The sequence below is a fragment of the uncultured Bacteroides sp. genome (assembly GCF_937912035.1).
GTDB lineage: Bacteria > Bacteroidota > Bacteroidia > Bacteroidales > Bacteroidaceae > Phocaeicola.
On record NZ_CALDPF010000036.1, the window covers coordinates 37,726 to 54,390 of the forward strand.

15 protein-coding genes are annotated in these 16,665 nt (G+C 38.9%); 11 read left to right on the forward strand and 4 right to left on the reverse strand.

The features are described 5' to 3' along the window. Window positions 1-34: 34 nt before the first annotated feature. Window positions 35-1,816, reverse strand: a complete 1,782-nt coding sequence (lepA, locus tag Q0486_RS10345; protein ID WP_299232723.1) for a translation elongation factor 4 — start codon at window positions 1,814-1,816, stop codon at window positions 35-37. Window positions 1,817-2,043: 227 nt separating this feature from the next. Here lepA and Q0486_RS10350 point away from each other — a divergent pair, with 227 nt between their 5' ends. Both Q0486_RS10350 and Q0486_RS10355 read left to right on the forward strand, forming a co-directional pair. Next, window positions 2,044-2,505 carry a hypothetical protein gene (locus Q0486_RS10350; RefSeq protein ID WP_299232725.1) on the forward strand — a complete coding sequence of 154 codons (462 nt, stop codon included), beginning with the start codon at window positions 2,044-2,046 and terminating at the stop codon, window positions 2,503-2,505. A gap of 5 nt (window positions 2,506-2,510) precedes the next feature. Then, window positions 2,511-3,497, forward strand: coding sequence for a DNA/RNA non-specific endonuclease (locus Q0486_RS10355; protein WP_299232728.1), 987 nt, complete (start codon window positions 2,511-2,513; stop codon window positions 3,495-3,497). A gap of 71 nt (window positions 3,498-3,568) precedes the next feature. Here Q0486_RS10355 and Q0486_RS10360 read toward each other — a convergent pair whose 3' ends face one another. Together Q0486_RS10360 and Q0486_RS10365 are read right to left on the reverse strand one after the other, a co-directional pair. Beyond that, window positions 3,569-5,641 (reverse strand): fimbrillin family protein, encoded by a 2,073-nt coding sequence (locus tag Q0486_RS10360; protein ID WP_299232730.1) that lies wholly within the window; start codon window positions 5,639-5,641, stop codon window positions 3,569-3,571. A 15-nt stretch (window positions 5,642-5,656) separates the two neighbouring features. After that, complete coding sequence (locus tag Q0486_RS10365) at window positions 5,657-5,815, reverse strand: hypothetical protein (RefSeq protein ID WP_299232732.1); 159 nt, start codon at window positions 5,813-5,815, stop codon at window positions 5,657-5,659. Window positions 5,816-6,087: 272 nt separating this feature from the next. Here Q0486_RS10365 and hisH point away from each other — a divergent pair, with 272 nt between their 5' ends. The 8 genes from hisH to Q0486_RS10405 all read left to right on the forward strand — a co-directional run bounded on the left by hisH (window position 6,088) and on the right by Q0486_RS10405 (window position 13,499). Further along, window positions 6,088-6,678, forward strand: a complete 591-nt coding sequence (gene hisH / locus Q0486_RS10370) for an imidazole glycerol phosphate synthase subunit HisH (RefSeq protein ID WP_299232734.1) — start codon at window positions 6,088-6,090, stop codon at window positions 6,676-6,678. 15 nt (window positions 6,679-6,693) lie between these two features. After that, window positions 6,694-7,431, forward strand: a complete 738-nt coding sequence (hisA, locus tag Q0486_RS10375; RefSeq protein ID WP_299232737.1) for a 1-(5-phosphoribosyl)-5-[(5-phosphoribosylamino)methylideneamino]imidazole-4-carboxamide isomerase — start codon at window positions 6,694-6,696, stop codon at window positions 7,429-7,431. A 2-nt stretch (window positions 7,432-7,433) separates the two neighbouring features. Continuing rightward, entirely contained in the window at window positions 7,434-8,189 is a 756-nt protein-coding gene (gene hisF, locus Q0486_RS10380) for an imidazole glycerol phosphate synthase subunit HisF (RefSeq protein ID WP_299232740.1), read from the forward strand. A 38-nt stretch (window positions 8,190-8,227) separates the two neighbouring features. Then, a complete protein-coding gene (gene hisIE, locus Q0486_RS10385) occupies window positions 8,228-8,839 on the forward strand; it encodes a bifunctional phosphoribosyl-AMP cyclohydrolase/phosphoribosyl-ATP diphosphatase HisIE (RefSeq protein ID WP_299232743.1) in 612 nt (203 codons plus the stop codon). Window positions 8,840-8,842: 3 nt separating this feature from the next. Continuing rightward, a complete protein-coding gene (locus tag Q0486_RS10390) occupies window positions 8,843-9,523 on the forward strand; it encodes an ATP-binding cassette domain-containing protein (protein ID WP_299232746.1) in 681 nt (226 codons plus the stop codon). A 115-nt stretch (window positions 9,524-9,638) separates the two neighbouring features. Next, complete coding sequence (locus Q0486_RS10395) at window positions 9,639-10,958, forward strand: aspartate kinase (protein WP_204507957.1); 1,320 nt, start codon at window positions 9,639-9,641, stop codon at window positions 10,956-10,958. Between the two features lie 103 nt (window positions 10,959-11,061). Next, window positions 11,062-12,222 carry a diaminopimelate decarboxylase gene (gene lysA / locus Q0486_RS10400; protein ID WP_154043034.1) on the forward strand — a complete coding sequence of 387 codons (1,161 nt, stop codon included), beginning with the start codon at window positions 11,062-11,064 and terminating at the stop codon, window positions 12,220-12,222. A gap of 116 nt (window positions 12,223-12,338) precedes the next feature. Continuing rightward, window positions 12,339-13,499: a glycosyltransferase gene (locus Q0486_RS10405; RefSeq protein WP_299232754.1), complete on the forward strand. Its 1,161-nt coding sequence runs from the start codon at window positions 12,339-12,341 to the stop codon at window positions 13,497-13,499. A gap of 17 nt (window positions 13,500-13,516) precedes the next feature. Here Q0486_RS10405 and Q0486_RS10410 read toward each other — a convergent pair whose 3' ends face one another. Then, window positions 13,517-15,652: a DUF5686 family protein gene (locus Q0486_RS10410; protein WP_299232757.1), complete on the reverse strand. Its 2,136-nt coding sequence runs from the start codon at window positions 15,650-15,652 to the stop codon at window positions 13,517-13,519. 181 nt (window positions 15,653-15,833) lie between these two features. On the opposite strand from Q0486_RS10410, the gene Q0486_RS10415 reads away from it, so the two are divergent. Further along, window positions 15,834-16,535 (forward strand): Crp/Fnr family transcriptional regulator, encoded by a 702-nt coding sequence (locus tag Q0486_RS10415; RefSeq protein WP_299232760.1) that lies wholly within the window; start codon window positions 15,834-15,836, stop codon window positions 16,533-16,535. Window positions 16,536-16,665: the final 130 nt, after the last annotated feature.

Consider the following 16,665-nt stretch of genomic DNA (forward strand, 5'->3'; position numbering starts at 1 on the left):
CGTCATGGGTTCGTTTTACTATTCTGTAAATATATTAGTCAAGTTTCAACACTGCAAGGAACGCTTTCTGCGGCACTTCCACAGTACCAATCTGCTTCATACGTTTCTTACCCTTCTTCTGTTTTTCAAGAAGTTTACGCTTACGGCTCACGTCACCACCATAACACTTGGCAGTTACGTCCTTACGTACAGCCTTGATAGTTTCGCGGGCAATAATCTTAGCACCGATTGCAGCCTGAATTGCGATTTCAAACTGCTGGCGTGGGATAAGTTCTTTCAGTTTCTCACACATACGTCTTCCAAGGTCGTATGCATTGTCGAAGTGTGTAAGAGTAGAAAGAGCATCTACAGACTCACCGTTCAAAAGAATATCTAGTTTGACTAGTTTTGAAGGACGGAAGCCTGACTGGTGATAATCGAACGAAGCATATCCCTTGGAAATACTCTTCAACTTATCATAGAAGTCTATCACGATTTCTCCAAGCGGCATCTTGTAATGCAATTCCACACGATTACCTGATATATAATCCTGACGAACCAGTTCACCACGCTTGCCAAGACACAGAGTCATGATAGGACCGATATAATCGGTAGTGGTAATTATGGAAGCATCAATATATGGTTCCTCAATATGGTCAATCAATGTTGGATCAGGCATACCGCCAGGATTGTGCACTTCCTGTACCCCGCCCTGCTTGTCATATATCATATACGATACGTTAGGCACAGTAGTAATGACATTCATATCGAACTCGCGGTCCAGACGTTCCTGAACAATTTCCATGTGAAGCAATCCTAGGAATCCGCAACGGAAACCGAATCCCAAAGCCAATGATGATTCAGGCTGGAATGTCAACGAAGCATCGTTAAGCTGCAGCTTTTCCAATGATGCTCTAAGGTTCTCGTAATCTTCGGCCTCGATAGGATAAACACCTGCGAAGACCATAGGCTTGACTTCCTCAAAACCTTCGATTGCTTTTTCGCATGGTTTGGCTATATGAGTAATAGTATCACCTACCTTTACTTCTCTGGATGTCTTGATACCAGAAATGATATAACCCACATCGCCTGTACGAAGTTCCTTGCGTGGAACCATGTCCATCTTCAATACACCAATCTCGTCAGCATCGTATTCCTTTCCTGTATTAAAGAATTTTACCTTATCACCTGTACGCAATACTCCATTCTCAATCTTGAAATAAGCAATAATTCCACGGAAAGAATTGAACACAGAGTCAAAGATAAGAGCTTGAAGAGGAGCATCTTCGTCACCTACCGGATGAGGGATGCGCTCTACTACAGCCTTAAGTATTTCCTCAACACCCATACCTGTTTTACCAGACGCACGGATAATCTCTTCACGCTTGCATCCTAAAAGATCGATAATTTCATCTTCCACTTCCTCAGGCATAGCGCTAGCCATATCACACTTGTTCAGAACCGGAATAATCTCCAAGTCATGTTCAAGTGCCATATAAAGATTAGATATAGTCTGAGCCTGCACTCCCTGAGAAGCATCTACTATAAGCAGAGCTCCTTCGCATGCAGCAATTGAACGTGAAACCTCATATGAGAAGTCCACATGTCCCGGAGTGTCAATAAGATTAAGGATGTATTTTTCACCGTTGTAGGTATATTCCATCTGGATGGCGTGGCTCTTGATTGTTATACCACGCTCACGTTCCAGATCCATGTCGTCAAGCATCTGTCCTTCAGTGACCTTGATTGTCTGTGTGTATTCCAGCAATCGGTCAGCCAAAGTAGATTTTCCATGGTCGATATGTGCGATGATACAGAAATTGCGTATATTCTTCATTCGTTTTTAATGCGTAAAATTAATTTTGAGTGCAAAGATAGCAAAAAATCACCTATTTTCAATGTATGGGAAAAGACATTTAAACACTAAACGCCTGATATTTCTCTAATTTATCACTAAATATTTATATCATCATAATAATGAAAAAACATAATGAAGGATGACAATTCTATCAGAGTAATTAATATTTTTAGTTAATTTGCAGAACAAACAATAATGTAGTTAATATGAACCAATCAACTCAGCTTAATGCACATAACAAGCAGGAATTTCCTCCAATGCATACCTGCGAACACATAGTAAACCGAACAATGATAAACCTTTTCGGATGCGGAAGGGCTGTTTCTGCACATATTGAGAAGAAGAAAAGCAAACTTGACTATGCTATTCCGCAACCTTTAAGTGATGAAGACATTGCTAAAATAGAAGAAACTGTAAACAGTGTTATTACACGACATCTTGATGTTACCACAGAATTCATAACACAAAAAGAAGCTGCAGACAGATTTGACTTGAAACGCTTGCCGGAAAATGCCTCAGACACTGTGAGAATAGTAAAAGTAGGAGACTACGACGAATGCCTCTGCATAGGACTTCATGTCAATAACACATCAGAAATAGGAACATTCAAGATTATCAGCCACGACTATAACGATGGCATTTTAAGAATAAGATTCAAACTTATTTAAATAATATGGCAAAAAAGAAAAAAACAAAAAACGGTATCAAGTGGAAACCGTTGCTGCTAATCATACTTATCGGATTATGCGCCGGAGGTTACTATGTTTATTCAGAAAATAAAAACATAAATCTACCGGAACTTCCTGACAATAAAGAAATACAGAAAACATTTAAAAAGACTGTTCAGGAAGCCGACAAGATTAAGGATGAAATACTAGCGCAGGCAGAAAACCTGAAACCGGTAATTGAAAAGATAAGATCAGGAAACAAGGAAGAGACAACCACATCTGCCGAAGCCCCTAAACTTAATCTGGAAATACCAGTTTATACATATCCGGGGAGATATGAAAAGGAAATCATCATAAACAGAATAGGATATACCCTATCATATAACCAGTATTATAAAAACCCTAATTGGGTGGCATGGGAATTAACCCGGGAAGAAACCAAAGGAGAAGCCGACAGATACAACAAGTTCATGCCCGATCCGGATCTACCAGAACCAAGAGTAGTACATAAAGATTATACAAAAAGCGGATACGACAGAGGGCACATGGCTCCGGCTGCAGATATGAAATGGAACAAAAAGGCTATGATAGAATCTTTCTATATGAGCAATATATGCCCTCAAGTTGGCAATCTAAATCGTGGTGACTGGAACGATCTAGAGGAACTTTGCAGAAACTGGGCTGACAAATACGGAAGGATATACATTACATGCGGGCCTATTTTCGATTCAAAATCACCAAAGAGAATTGGTGGACATAAGGTAGCAGTACCTGACAGATTCTTTAAAGTTATACTTATATATAATAGAAAAAATCCTATAGCCATGGGATTTATTTTCAAAAACACCGCCCATTCACAAGATATCAAGAAATACATGGTGACTGTGGATAGTGTGGAAAATGTTACTGGAATGGATTTCTTCTCAAAACTACCGGATGAGGTAGAAAACAGGATAGAAAGCATTGTACCTAAACTACCCAACTGGGATTGACAAAAATAAAACTAGTGATACGACATCAAGAAATCAATCGTATCACTAGTTTTATTCCAGAACAGAAAATATTAATTTGATGAAACTTCACCAATATAATCTGCATTTACGGAAGGGAAACCACCTGCTGTTATTTCCCAAATTTCGGCTGCTTTCCAAATTGTGCCATCAGTAACTTTAAGATTTTCAGCTTTTTCAAGATCATTATAATTTTCTTCTCCTACTTCTACGCAGTGGTCTATTCCATTAACTGCATTATTAATGCCAACCAATTTAATACCTGATACATTATCAGGCAATACAGCATAACATGAAGTTACATGTCCGTTATTATATCCCGCAATAGCACCGATATTATTACCTGCATTACCAAGCAATGATACATGTGTTGAATAGCATCCATAAATATAAGCCGGTGACGATGTAGAATTCAGATTATAACCAACAATACCACCTATAGCCTCTGAGGTTAAATTACCTGCACCCACAATAGAATTTGCTGAATAGCTTGCAACCACTTCACCACGAGCATTATATCCTACTACTCCACCAAGATTTGCACTATTACCTGTTGAATTATGGATAACAGTACATTTATCTACTACACATTGCGCTACTGTTCCAAAGCCATTTTCTCCAGCTATACCTCCTGCCCTATTACCAGATATTGTAATTTCGTACACAGCACATTTTAAAATACGACCACTCGTCTTAGTGCCACCTTCCTCTGAATTAGAACCTACAATTCCACCAGCACTTTGACCAGTAGATGTAATTTTAGTATTATTGCCTGATGCTGTACAATATTCAATCTTTCCATAATTAACACCAGCTACTCCACCTGCACTGTTTCCACTTACTGTCACGTTCTGTACATTACAGTTATTAACTTGTAGGCTATTGTTACCTGTTACTGTACCGGCATAAATTCCACCTGCAACTTCCGAATCGCGAACATTACATTTGTCTATCATCCCTAAACTTTCTCCAGCAATAACTCCTACAGAGGATGAACCTGTTATCTTAGCACCTGAAAATTTAACATCATGAACCTTTCCACTAGCTGCAAGTCCACCAAAGAAACCGGCATTACCGTTGGTTACATTCACATTTAAATTATGTATATATTTACCATTCCCATCAAAATTTCCTGAATACCCTTCTGTAATATCATTTCCTATAGGATTCCATGATTTCCCGTTCATATCAATATCTGCCTCAAGAATGACATTTGAACTTAAATGGTCTTCTTGAGAGGCCCATGTTAACAATCCGTCGGCATTATATACATGATATACTCCATCAATTATTTTATATCCTTGTGACGGAACAAAATTTCCTGGAGTTACTTCATTTAAATTCAAGATTTTACCGGCTGTCAATATTACAGAAGTATTACCTACTTTCTGCCATTCATTATTGTTATCATCGTAAAAAACAAGAGTCAAACCATTGCTTAATGTAGCAGGAGCGGTTACAAAATAGTAAGTTGCCCCAGATGAAAATTCACCACTAAGTGTCACCTCTGTTTCAGCAAAATCTGCTTCCACTGTTGCAGAATGAGTAACAGATGAAGCATCAATATGTATTGTTCCAGCCAATGCTTCTCCATTATTTCCACGAAACTTTACTTTTGTAATGTTATTGTTCCCAGTATATTGTAAAGTAAACTTCACCAAAGCACAAGCATTTTTGAAAGCTAAAGTTTTATCACTGACGGACTTTGCCACTGACGGATTCAGCATATTAGCAAAACTACCTTCAAATGCAACTTGTTCGGCAGGCAACGTAGTAGTAATCACACTACCGGAAAGAACAGCATTCGCATCATACGGATATAATGCATAATATGTCTCCAAATTATTTTGTGCTGACCCGGTAAATATAACTGAAGATCCACCAGTCGAGGTTGTAAATTTATTATTACTATTGGAATCAAATAAAGATATGGCATCATCTTCCTTCCATTCGACAACATTGTTTGTAGTTAAAACAGTACGCGAAATAGCATCAATACCTGCCTTGAACTCCATTTTAACTTTTTCAGTACTTGAAGAATTTGTATCCGAAATAATTTCTTCTTTAGTACATGAATACAACATTGATGTTCCTAAAATAAGAAACGGTATAAAATATTTTTTCATACATAAAATCTTAATTCACCAACTATATTCACTTTCTTCAAATCCTTCATGCGTTGACGAACCGAAATTAGTTCCACTACCAACAAGAATCGCATATTCACATTCCAAGTTTATCACTTGACATTCCGGAGATTCATAAGTCTCCACTTCCATAATAACATTGTTCGTTTTCATATTTTCCACTTGTTTAATATTGTTTGAACATTGTAAAGATATATATAATTTTTGTAATTGTATTAATTCATTCCAATTAAATTACATAAAATTCTTTTATTTATCACAACATATAATCATAAAAAACTTTATTCAGAAATATATTATAATAGGATCATATCATGCAATAAAATATGCCATAAAGCAAACTTTTTGACATAAAAGTTAGGAATTAAATATTATTTAGTTACTTTTGCAAAAACGAATAAGGAAGGCAGAAATAAGACAAATATATGAATGTAGCAATCATAAAATATAATGCCGGAAACATATTCTCTGTAGATTATGCTTTAAAGCGTATTGGAGTGACACCTGTCATAACATCCGACAAGGAGACTATTCTTAAAGCTGACAAAGTGATATTTCCAGGTGTAGGTGAGGCTGAAACAACAATGAAATATCTGAAAGAACAAAATTTGGATATATTGATAAAGGACTTAAAGCAGCCGGTTTTAGGAATATGCTTGGGCATGCAGCTTATGTGTAAATATTCCGAAGAAGGAAATACAGAATGTCTCGGGATTTTTGATACAGATGTAAAGAGATTCTGTCCGGAAAGACACATTGACAAGGTGCCACACATGGGATGGAACACCATCGAAAATACCGTAAGCCCTCTGTTTAAAGGATTCGACAAGGATGAGTATGTTTATTTCGTCCACAGCTATTATGTTCCGCTGAACGATTTCACAGCCGCACGTACCAACTACATTCTTCCTTACAGTTCTGCGCTGCACAAAGACAACTTCTATGCCACACAGTTCCATCCTGAAAAGAGTGGAAAAACGGGAGAAAGAATCTTAAGAAATTTCTTAGAACTATAAACACATAATAATATTATGATAGAAATAATTCCAGCCATAGACATAATAGACGGAAAATGTGTCCGCCTCTCAAAAGGAGACTATGACTCTAAAAAGATATACAATGAAAATCCTGTTGAAGTAGCAAAAGAATTTGAGGCATACGGTATAAGACGATTGCACGTAGTTGACTTGGACGGAGCCAAATCAAAACATATTGTCAACTACAGGATTTTGGAGCAACTGGCCGGAAGAACCTCTCTTATTATCGACTTCGGAGGAGGTATAAAGTCGGATGAAGACCTTATTATAGCTTTCGATAATGGCGCACAAATGGTTACCGTAGGAAGTATAGCGGTCAAAAATCCTCAATTGTTCGAAAAATGGCTGAACAAATATGGTCACGAACAGATAATCCTTGGTGCCGACGTAAAAGACAACAAAATAGCTATTAACGGCTGGAAAGAAGAAAGCGACATTATGCTTGAAGATTTTCTGAACGATTATACAGCCAAAGGAGTATCTAAAGTTCTTTGTACAGACATAAGCAAGGACGGAATGCTGGAAGGCCCGTCAATAGAACTTTACAAAAAAATAATGGTAAACCATCCGGACATGCACTTGATAGCCAGTGGAGGAGTAAGCTGCCTTGATGATATATACAGACTGGATGAAGCAGGTATTCCTGCAGTGGTATTCGGGAAAGCCATATATGAAGGTAAAATCAAACTAAAGGACTTGTCCGATTTATCAAACTCTGACAAACAAGACTGATTATGCTTGCAAAAAGAATTATACCATGCCTTGACATAAAAGACGGACAGACAGTAAAAGGTACAAACTTCGTAAATCTGCGTCAGGCAGGCGACCCTGTGGAACTGGGAAAAGCTTATAGCGAACAGGGCGCAGACGAGCTTGTTTATCTTGACATCACAGCCAGCCACGAAGGAAGAAAAACATTTACAGATCTTGTGAAGCGAATAGCCGCACATATTAATATTCCTTTCACCGTAGGCGGCGGAATAAACGAGCTGAAAGATGTTGACAGATTACTCAATGCCGGAGCTGATAAGGTATCTATAAACTCCGCAGCCATAAGGAATCCGATGCTTGTGGATGAAATAGCAAAACACTTCGGATCACAAGTTTGCGTTGTAGCCATTGATGCCAGACAGACAGCCAATGGCTGGAAATGTTATCTAAACGGCGGAAGAGTGGAAACCCAGAGATACCTGTACGAATGGGCTAAGGAAGTCAATGACCGTGGCGCAGGAGAAATCCTGTTCACAAGTATGGACCATGACGGAGTGAAAACCGGATATGCCAACGAAGCATTGGCGCATCTGAGCGAGACACTGGACATTCCTGTTATCGCCTCAGGGGGTGCCGGAAAAATGGAGCATTTCAGAGATGCATTTACTTTGGGTAAGGCAGACGCCGCACTCGCAGCAAGTGTGTTCCACTTTGGAGAGATACCTATAATGAAACTGAAAGAGTATCTTCATGAAGAAGGTATTTCCGTAAGACTTTAAATACATATACATATTAACCGAAAAAAGATTATAGAATTATGGAATTGAATTTTGACAAAATGAACGGACTGGTTCCTGCCATCATACAAGACAACTACACTCAGAAAGTACTTATGCTGGGCTTCATGAACGAAGAGGCATATCAGAAAACAATAGAAACAGGCAAGGTTACTTTCTTCAGCCGCACAAAGAACAGACTTTGGACCAAAGGCGAGGAAAGCGGAAACTTCCTGAACGTGGTATCTATAAAGGCCGACTGTGATAACGATACTCTCCTCATAATGGTGAACCCTGTAGGACCTGTCTGCCACCTTGGCACAGATACTTGCTGGGGAGACAAAAACGAGCAAGACATAATGTTCCTTAAAGAGCTTCAGGACTTCATCTGCAAACGACATGAAGAAATGCCTGAAAAATCATATACAACAAGTCTCTTCCAGTCGGGAGTGAACAAAATGGCACAGAAAGTGGGTGAAGAAGCCGTTGAAACTGTGATCGAAGCATGCAACGGTACTGACGAAAGACTTATTTATGAAGGAGCAGACCTACTCTATCACCTTATAGTATTGCTTACTTCGAAAGGTTACCGTATAGAAGATCTGGCAAGAGAACTGAAAGAACGCCACAGTGAAACATGGAAAAAACATTAATAGATGAGCGAAGCACCACTTATATCATACAGCAATGTAAGCATCTGGCAACAGGAACAGGAGATTCTGGAAAATATCAGTTTCAGCATCAATCCCGGAGAGTTTGTCTATCTTATAGGTAAGGTAGGAAGCGGAAAATCCACTTTCCTGAAATCCATATATGGCGAACTTGACATAAAGGACGGTAGTGCAACAGTGCTGGGTTATGACATGAAAAGTATAAAAAGAAAACATATCCCTGCACTAAGAAGAAGAATAGGTATCGTTTTTCAGGACTTCCAGCTACTTACAGACCGTACAGTAAAAGAAAATCTGGAATTTGTGCTGAAAGCAACCGGATGGAAAAACAATAACGACATCCAGGCCAGAATAACAGAAGTTCTTACGCAGGTAGGAATGGAAACCAAAGGATACAAGATGCCTAACGAACTGTCAGGAGGCGAACAGCAGCGAATTGTAATAGCCCGGGCAATTCTGAACAAGCCTGAACTTATTCTGGCAGACGAACCGACAGGTAATCTAGATGTGGAAACCGGTCATCGTATTGTTGAGCTCCTCAGGGAAATATGTTCTCAAGGATCGGCAATAATAATGACTACTCACAATATAAACTTACTTTCGGAATATCCCGGCAAAGTATATAAATGTGAGGCCCATAAGCTGGAAGAGCAGCAGAATTCATAAAAAAATCAAACATGAACGTAAAATTGGCATAAAAACAAAAAGAAATTGATTATTATTGCTAATTTTGCATTCTGATATTTAATTATTAACAATCCATTAAAATTCGAAACGTAAAATGAAGGTTTTAAAGTTTGGAGGAACATCGGTAGGCTCTGCACAGAGAATGAAAGATGTTGCCAAATTGATTTCTGACGGCGAGCAGAAAATAGTAGTACTCTCCGCAATGTCGGGTACAACTAACACATTAGTTGAAATTTCGGATTATCTGTACAAGAAAAATCCTGAAGGTGCGAATGAAATCATCAATAAGCTGGAAGCAAAGTATAAACAGCATATAGATGAACTTTATTCTACTGAAGAATATAAACAGAAGACATTGGAATTCGTAAAGTCAGTATTTGACTATATCCGTTCATATACAAAAGACATTTTCACTTTGTTCGAAGAAAAAGTTATCCTGGCTCAGGGAGAAATCATTTCTACAAACATGGTGACAAACTACCTTTGCGAACAAGGAATCAACGCAGTTCTTCTGCCAGCATTGGAATATATGCGTACAGACAAGAACAGCGAACCTGACCTGACTTACATCCGTGAGAAACTGGCTCTCCAACTTGAAGCAAATCCAGGATATGAAATCTATATCACTCAGGGTTATATCTGCCGCAACGCTTACGGCGAGATAGACAACCTGCAGAGAGGCGGTAGCGACTACACAGCATCTCTTATCGGTGCGGCAGTCAACGCTTCTGAAATACAGATATGGACAGATATCGACGGTATGCACGACAATGACCCTCGTATCGTTGAGAAGACTTCTCCTGTACGTCAGTTACACTTCGAAGAAGCTGCAGAACTGGCTTACTTCGGCGCAAAGATTCTTCACCCTACATGCGTACAGCCTGCCAAATATGCAAATATCCCGGTAAGACTGCTCAACACTATGGAGCCAAGCGCACCAGGTACTCTTATCTCTAACGAAACAGAGAAAGGCAAGATTAAGGCAGTAGCAGCAAAAGACAATATCACTGCTATCAAGATCAAGTCAAGCCGTATGCTGCTTACCCACGGATTCCTCCGCAAGGTATTCGAAATATTCGAAAGCTACCAGACTGCAATAGATATGGTTTGTACTTCGGAAGTTGGAGTATCGATGTCTATCGACAATACAAAGCACCTCAACGAAATTGTTGACGACCTAAAGAAGTACGGTACAGTTACTGTTGATCAGGACATGTGTATCGTATGTGTGGTAGGTGACTTGGAATGGGAAAACGTAGGTTTCGAATCAAAAGCTCTTCAGGCAATGAAAGAAGTTCCTGTTCGTATGATTTCATACGGAGGAAGTAACTACAACATTTCTTTCCTTATCCGTGAAGAAGACAAGAAACGTGCACTGCAGTCTCTGAGCGATGTTTTATTCAACAATAAATAAAACTCTATAATACAAAGGCGAATGGCTGTGGATTGATATATCCAGACCATTCGCTTTTTTTGTAAAAACAGCTACAAACGAAAATAAAAAAACAGAACACTTTATGAAAGGTACATTCCCTATCGGAAAATTCCGCGAAATGGAAACTCCATTCTATTATTATGATGCAAATCTGCTTCGCGAAACTCTTCAGACTATAAAGGATGAAAGTGGCAAATACAATAAATTCTGCGTTCATTATGCTGTTAAGGCAAATGCCAATCCTAAGGTTCTCAGTATTATCCGCGAAAGCGGTCTTGGTGCCGACTGTGTAAGCGGCGGCGAAATCAAAGCGGCTATCAAAGCCGGATTTCCTCCAAGCAAGATAGTATATGCAGGAGTAGGTAAAACAGACTGGGAGATCAATCTCGGACTGGACTACGATATTTTCTGCTTCAATGTAGAATCTGTTCCAGAACTTGAAGTCATCAACGAACTTGCAGCAGCCAAAGGCAAGATTGCAAGAGTGGCTTTCCGTATCAATCCTGATGTAGGAGCACATACTCACGCCAACATCACAACAGGTCTTGCAGAAAACAAGTTCGGTATCAGCATGAACGATATGGACTATGTTATTGACCGTGCATTAGAGATGAATAATGTGAAGTTTGTAGGACTTCATTTCCACATTGGTTCTCAGATTCTTGATATGGGCGATTTCGTTGCTCTCTGCAACAGAGTGAACGAACTGCAGGAAAAACTGTTCGCACGCCAGATTATCGTTGAACACATCAACGTAGGTGGCGGACTCGGTATAGACTATGCTCATCCTAACCGTCAGCCGATACCTGATTTTGCAGAATACTTCAAGACATACCACAAACATCTGCGCCTTCGTCCGCAGCAGACACTGCATTTCGAACTGGGACGTGCAGTAGTTGGGCAGTGCGGTAGCCTCATCACAAAGGTTACTTACGTAAAACAGGGAACAAACAAACAGTTTGCAATCGTTGACGCAGGTATGACAGACCTTATACGTCCGGCTCTGTATCAGGCATATCACAAAATAGAAAACATAACTTCAGATGAGGCAATGGAAACATACGATGTAGTTGGCCCTATCTGCGAATCATCAGATGTTTTCGGAAAAGCTATCGACCTGAACAAAACTAAGAGAGGCGACTTGATAGCCCTTCGTTCGGCAGGAGCATACGGTGAAATAATGGCATCGGCATACAACTGCAGAACACTTCCGCAAGGATATACATCCGATGAACTTATTTAAAGAGACAAAACACACAAGGTAAGGCTCCTTAATGGCTAAATAAAAACCATTGAAGGAGCCTTTTTTCTGAAATTTTGAACTACTTTTGCATGACTTTTCAGAAAACAAAATAAGATATGATAAACATAGACTATAATTCGGCTATTCTATTTTTGCAGATATTCTGCGGACTGACGTTTTTAATACAGTTATACTATTTTCTTGTTCCGTACAGCAGATTATTCAAAAGCAACAAAATACAGAACAACCTTCCGGAAAACACCAACTGTCCTCCCCTATCTGTCATTATAGTTACCAAAGACTCTGCCAGCATGCTTAAAGAGAACCTACCGGCAATCCTAGAACAGGACTATCCGGAATTCGAAGTGATTGTGGTAAACGACGAATCGGCAGGTGAAGACGAAGATATACTCAAGATTCTTGGCAGCAGATACCATCATCTATACCGCACATTTATTCCCAAATCTGCACGATACGTCAGCAGAAAGAAACTTGGGGTGGCAATGGGCATCAAAGCCAGCAAATACGACTGGATTGTTGTGACAGAACCTTATTGCAAACCTGAAAGCAAGGACTGGTTAAGAAGTTTGTCAAGAAACTTTGTACCGGGAACAGACATTGTCCTGGGCTACTGCAATTACAGCTACAGTAAAGGAATATTTGCAAAAAGAATAATAGCAGACATGCTGCTGGTTTCAATGCGTTTCCTCGGAAAGGCTCTCGGAGGAAAGCCATATATGGGAATAGGAAGAAACATGGCATACCGTAAAGATATATACGTGAAACACAAAGGTTTCTACAACCAGCTCACATTGTCAAGAGGTGACGATGATTTGTTCATCAACGAAATTGCAGATAAAGGAAACACAAAAGTTTGTGTAGATTCAAACAGCATAGTGCGTATGCCTTTACCTAAGTACAGGAAGACATGGAAAGACGACAAAATAGGATATGAAGTAACCGGGAATCATTACAAAGGAATGTCCCGAATATCAAATGGTCTGGAAACATGGTCCGCATCGTTGTTTAATATATCGGTAATAACAGCTTTGTGTATCAGCATATTGAATAAAGAATGGATTTTCACCTCATGTATCTTCGTTGCCTGGCTGATAAGAACAATAACAGCTATGACAGTTTTCTGCAGGACAGCAAAAGCCATGGGAGAAAAAGTTTCTGCATATTTTTTTATATACGACTTCATGCGTCCACTATACAGTTTCAGTCTGAAAATAGGATATATAACCCGACACAAGAGTGACTATATGAGAAAATAGTCACACATATATATACATTATTTATTGAACAACTCGAACGTAAACTTACATCCGACTGAAGTAAATTTTCCACGTTCATTCCCGATAAACACACCGGCATCAAACACATGTGTACCTATACCATATCCTATTTCGAAATAAGGATTAAGGTGAGGCATAAACAATATTCCGGCATATATTCTTTCCTTCTGTACGAAGGAAAGAAGTTTGCTGACAGGATAAAGCAAAATGAATGGCGACTCGTAAGTCATATTACCACGTACATAATGACTTGAAGCATTATACCACCTTCCATCGAGCATCTGAAACGTTCCTCCTATATCATCATTCCAGCCCTGAGGAAGATTCCTGTTCGCAAAGTTCACATAATCCACGAAATACATATCCTCCTGATTCAGAAAGAATCCGCATCCCACATGATATGCGATGTGATGAATGTCCCTAACCTTGATAACCTGTTCAGCAGACAATTCAAGACGCTCATATTCACCTGAACTTTTAAATGCTTTTATACCACGCTCGTAATCAGCAATAAAAGTTGGGTAATACGAACCTACATTAACCTTTCTGTTACCATTCATATAATAATACATACCCGGAGTCCATTCTATTCTCACACGTGGAGCAAAGCTGTTATATCTGGAGCGTACTCTTGTGTCCAATTCCGGAGTACTTTTCGTATATCTCCAATGCATGGAAATACCTGTCCAAAGATTCAATCCGTTTACTATCTCTACATTGTGTGACAGATTTACATAAATATCCTTGAAATAATCTAGGTTCAATCCGTCAAAAGAGAATGTACTGTCAGGCATAGCTGCAAGCTGATCAAGCACAACACTACTATAAATTCTGTTACCGTTTCCAACATGCAATTCCAAAGCGCCATGCTTCCTTGGGTTATAAACATACTCTACATCTGCCTTGGCATATAGCTCCTTCTTGGTAAAATTAAAACCAATCTGTGGAGCTATCCTCAACAAACGCCCGTCATAAAACAATTTGTTATATTTATAAACCTGCCTGTATGATATACCATTGCGATGACTGTAACTAAGCAACAGCGGATTAATTATAGGCGAACAATTAATACTTCCCACTTTGGGCAAGTCAATATCATACGAGTTTATCAAAGCATCACCCACTTGTCCCAGGAAGACCTGACTTTTCGGCTTCTTCAAGTTCTCAATAGAATCTTTAACCCATTTTTGCCTGTCAATCATCTTCCTGTCCATTTTATCCTTATAGAGCATCTCTTCTTCATAAGTAAGCGGGAAAGGCCTTATTTTTGAAAACGAATCAATGTCGGTAACCAGACGTGTGGTATCACAAGTCAACGTATATGAATTCGACAGATTATATTTACTTCTGTCTTTCTTCAAATATATTATCTCTCCAAGTTCTGTGAATTTCACCTCTGAATAATCCAGCCATCCATAGTACCTCATCTGCAAATGATTCTTAAGGAATTTGAAATTCATATCAATATCCATATAGCACGGAAGAAATTTCGTCTGCGGAGTATTACCCATGTTGGCCTTTATCCTGAAATCTATCAAATCATACTCACCTTCAAAATCAAAACTGTGTACTGACCAATCGTCAGCATACAACCACATATAACCATCAACCAACTTCGTACTCTTATACTTAGGCTGAACACGTATCTTACAGCAAGGCTTATTATCTATTACCGACAGACTGTCCAGCATATATCTATAATGTACCTTAGACTGGCTGTTTAATGGCGACAACACCTTATCGCCCATTAATGACGACGAATAAACATTAAACTTCATATAGTCCATGATATCAAAGATCTGCCCTCTCTGGCTCCTGAAAGTAGATACCATAGCCTTTATCTTTCTGTCATAAATGGAAGGAGCAGTATATTGAAGTTCACTTATTGACTCATGCATATAATTACGGATACTATCCTCAAGCTTGAACATCGAAGGAATATACTTTATAATCCTATTTCGATGATGTACGGTGATAGTTCCTTTCAGATACATATTTGCCTTGTAACCCTTTATTTGGTTAGAATAAATTGATGCCGATGAATACATCTTACTCAAAATAGAGTCAGGAACGACACGGTCCTTGGGAAATAGTGAAACAATATTCTCCGATTTCCCAATCAACGGCATCATTATACAAAAGCATATAAAAAACAGACGCACAAAAATCAACCTTGTATATTCTTGTAAATACGACATATCAGAAACAAAAATAATCAAAACCCCTTTAAACTGTTATTTTTAATCGTAAAAAAACAGTTTTTTAATTTTTTATTCTTACCTTTGTGCTATATAACACGTTTTTATAACATCTATGGTAAAAAAAGAATTATCTGAGACCGAGATTGCCGAAAGCATTCCCGATCTATGGCAACCATTAACAGAAGCTCAAAGAGAATATCTAGCACAGAACTTTACAATTCAGAAGTATAAGAAAAACGAAACAATCTATTGTGAAGGGGAAACTCCTAAGCACTTGATGTGCCTGCTGAAAGGAAAAGTGAAAATCTATAAAGACGGGGTCGGCGGAAGAAGCCAGATAATAAGAGTCATCAAAGACAAAGAATACTTCGCCTACAGGGCATATTTCGCAAATGAAAACTTCGTTACTGCCGCAGCCGCATTCGAACCATGCACAATATGTCTCATACCTATGACGTGTATAGTAAGACTGCTGGAAGAAAATGCACAGTTGGGGTTATTCTTTATCCGCCAGCTTTCTATTGATTTGGGTATTTCAGACGAAAGAACCGTCAGTCTCACCCAAAAGCATATCCGCGGACGTCTGGCAGAATCTCTACTATTCCTCAAAGATACATACGGAGTGGAAGAGGATGACTGCACTCTGAGCATTTACCTTTCGCGCGAAGACCTGGCAAACCTGTCGAACATGACAACATCGAATGCCATACGCACACTTTCAAATTTTGCCGCCGAAAAACTGATAATAATTGACGGTAGAAAGATTAAACTTATAGACGAAGAAAAGCTCAAGAAAATAAGTAAGATAGGTTGATATTGCCAAAGATGATATATAAAAAACGAAATGTCCGATACCAGGAAGCTCCCTTGTATCGGACATTTCGTTTTATTCTTTTACTTAGATAACGTTACGTTCTGAAATTTTTTGCGTACACTTCACTAGA

What these genes read in the sequence shown, in the direction of transcription:
- lepA (WP_299232723.1), bottom strand. Translation starts at nt 1,816, where the DNA reads ATGAAGAATATACGCAATTTCTGTATCATCGCACATATCGACCATGGA.
- Q0486_RS10350 (WP_299232725.1), top strand. Translation starts at nt 2,044, where the DNA reads ATGAACCAATCAACTCAGCTTAATGCACATAACAAGCAGGAATTTCCT.
- Q0486_RS10355 (WP_299232728.1), top strand. Translation starts at nt 2,511, where the DNA reads ATGGCAAAAAAGAAAAAAACAAAAAACGGTATCAAGTGGAAACCGTTG.
- Q0486_RS10360 (WP_299232730.1), bottom strand. Translation starts at nt 5,641, where the DNA reads ATGAAAAAATATTTTATACCGTTTCTTATTTTAGGAACATCAATGTTG.
- Q0486_RS10365 (WP_299232732.1), bottom strand. Translation starts at nt 5,815, where the DNA reads ATGAAAACGAACAATGTTATTATGGAAGTGGAGACTTATGAATCTCCG.
- hisH (WP_299232734.1), top strand. Translation starts at nt 6,088, where the DNA reads ATGAATGTAGCAATCATAAAATATAATGCCGGAAACATATTCTCTGTA.
- hisA (WP_299232737.1), top strand. Translation starts at nt 6,694, where the DNA reads ATGATAGAAATAATTCCAGCCATAGACATAATAGACGGAAAATGTGTC.
- hisF (WP_299232740.1), top strand. Translation starts at nt 7,434, where the DNA reads ATGCTTGCAAAAAGAATTATACCATGCCTTGACATAAAAGACGGACAG.
- hisIE (WP_299232743.1), top strand. Translation starts at nt 8,228, where the DNA reads ATGGAATTGAATTTTGACAAAATGAACGGACTGGTTCCTGCCATCATA.
- Q0486_RS10390 (WP_299232746.1), top strand. Translation starts at nt 8,843, where the DNA reads ATGAGCGAAGCACCACTTATATCATACAGCAATGTAAGCATCTGGCAA.
- Q0486_RS10395 (WP_204507957.1), top strand. Translation starts at nt 9,639, where the DNA reads ATGAAGGTTTTAAAGTTTGGAGGAACATCGGTAGGCTCTGCACAGAGA.
- lysA (WP_154043034.1), top strand. Translation starts at nt 11,062, where the DNA reads ATGAAAGGTACATTCCCTATCGGAAAATTCCGCGAAATGGAAACTCCA.
- Q0486_RS10405 (WP_299232754.1), top strand. Translation starts at nt 12,339, where the DNA reads ATGATAAACATAGACTATAATTCGGCTATTCTATTTTTGCAGATATTC.
- Q0486_RS10410 (WP_299232757.1), bottom strand. Translation starts at nt 15,652, where the DNA reads ATGATGCCGTTGATTGGGAAATCGGAGAATATTGTTTCACTATTTCCC.
- Q0486_RS10415 (WP_299232760.1), top strand. Translation starts at nt 15,834, where the DNA reads ATGGTAAAAAAAGAATTATCTGAGACCGAGATTGCCGAAAGCATTCCC.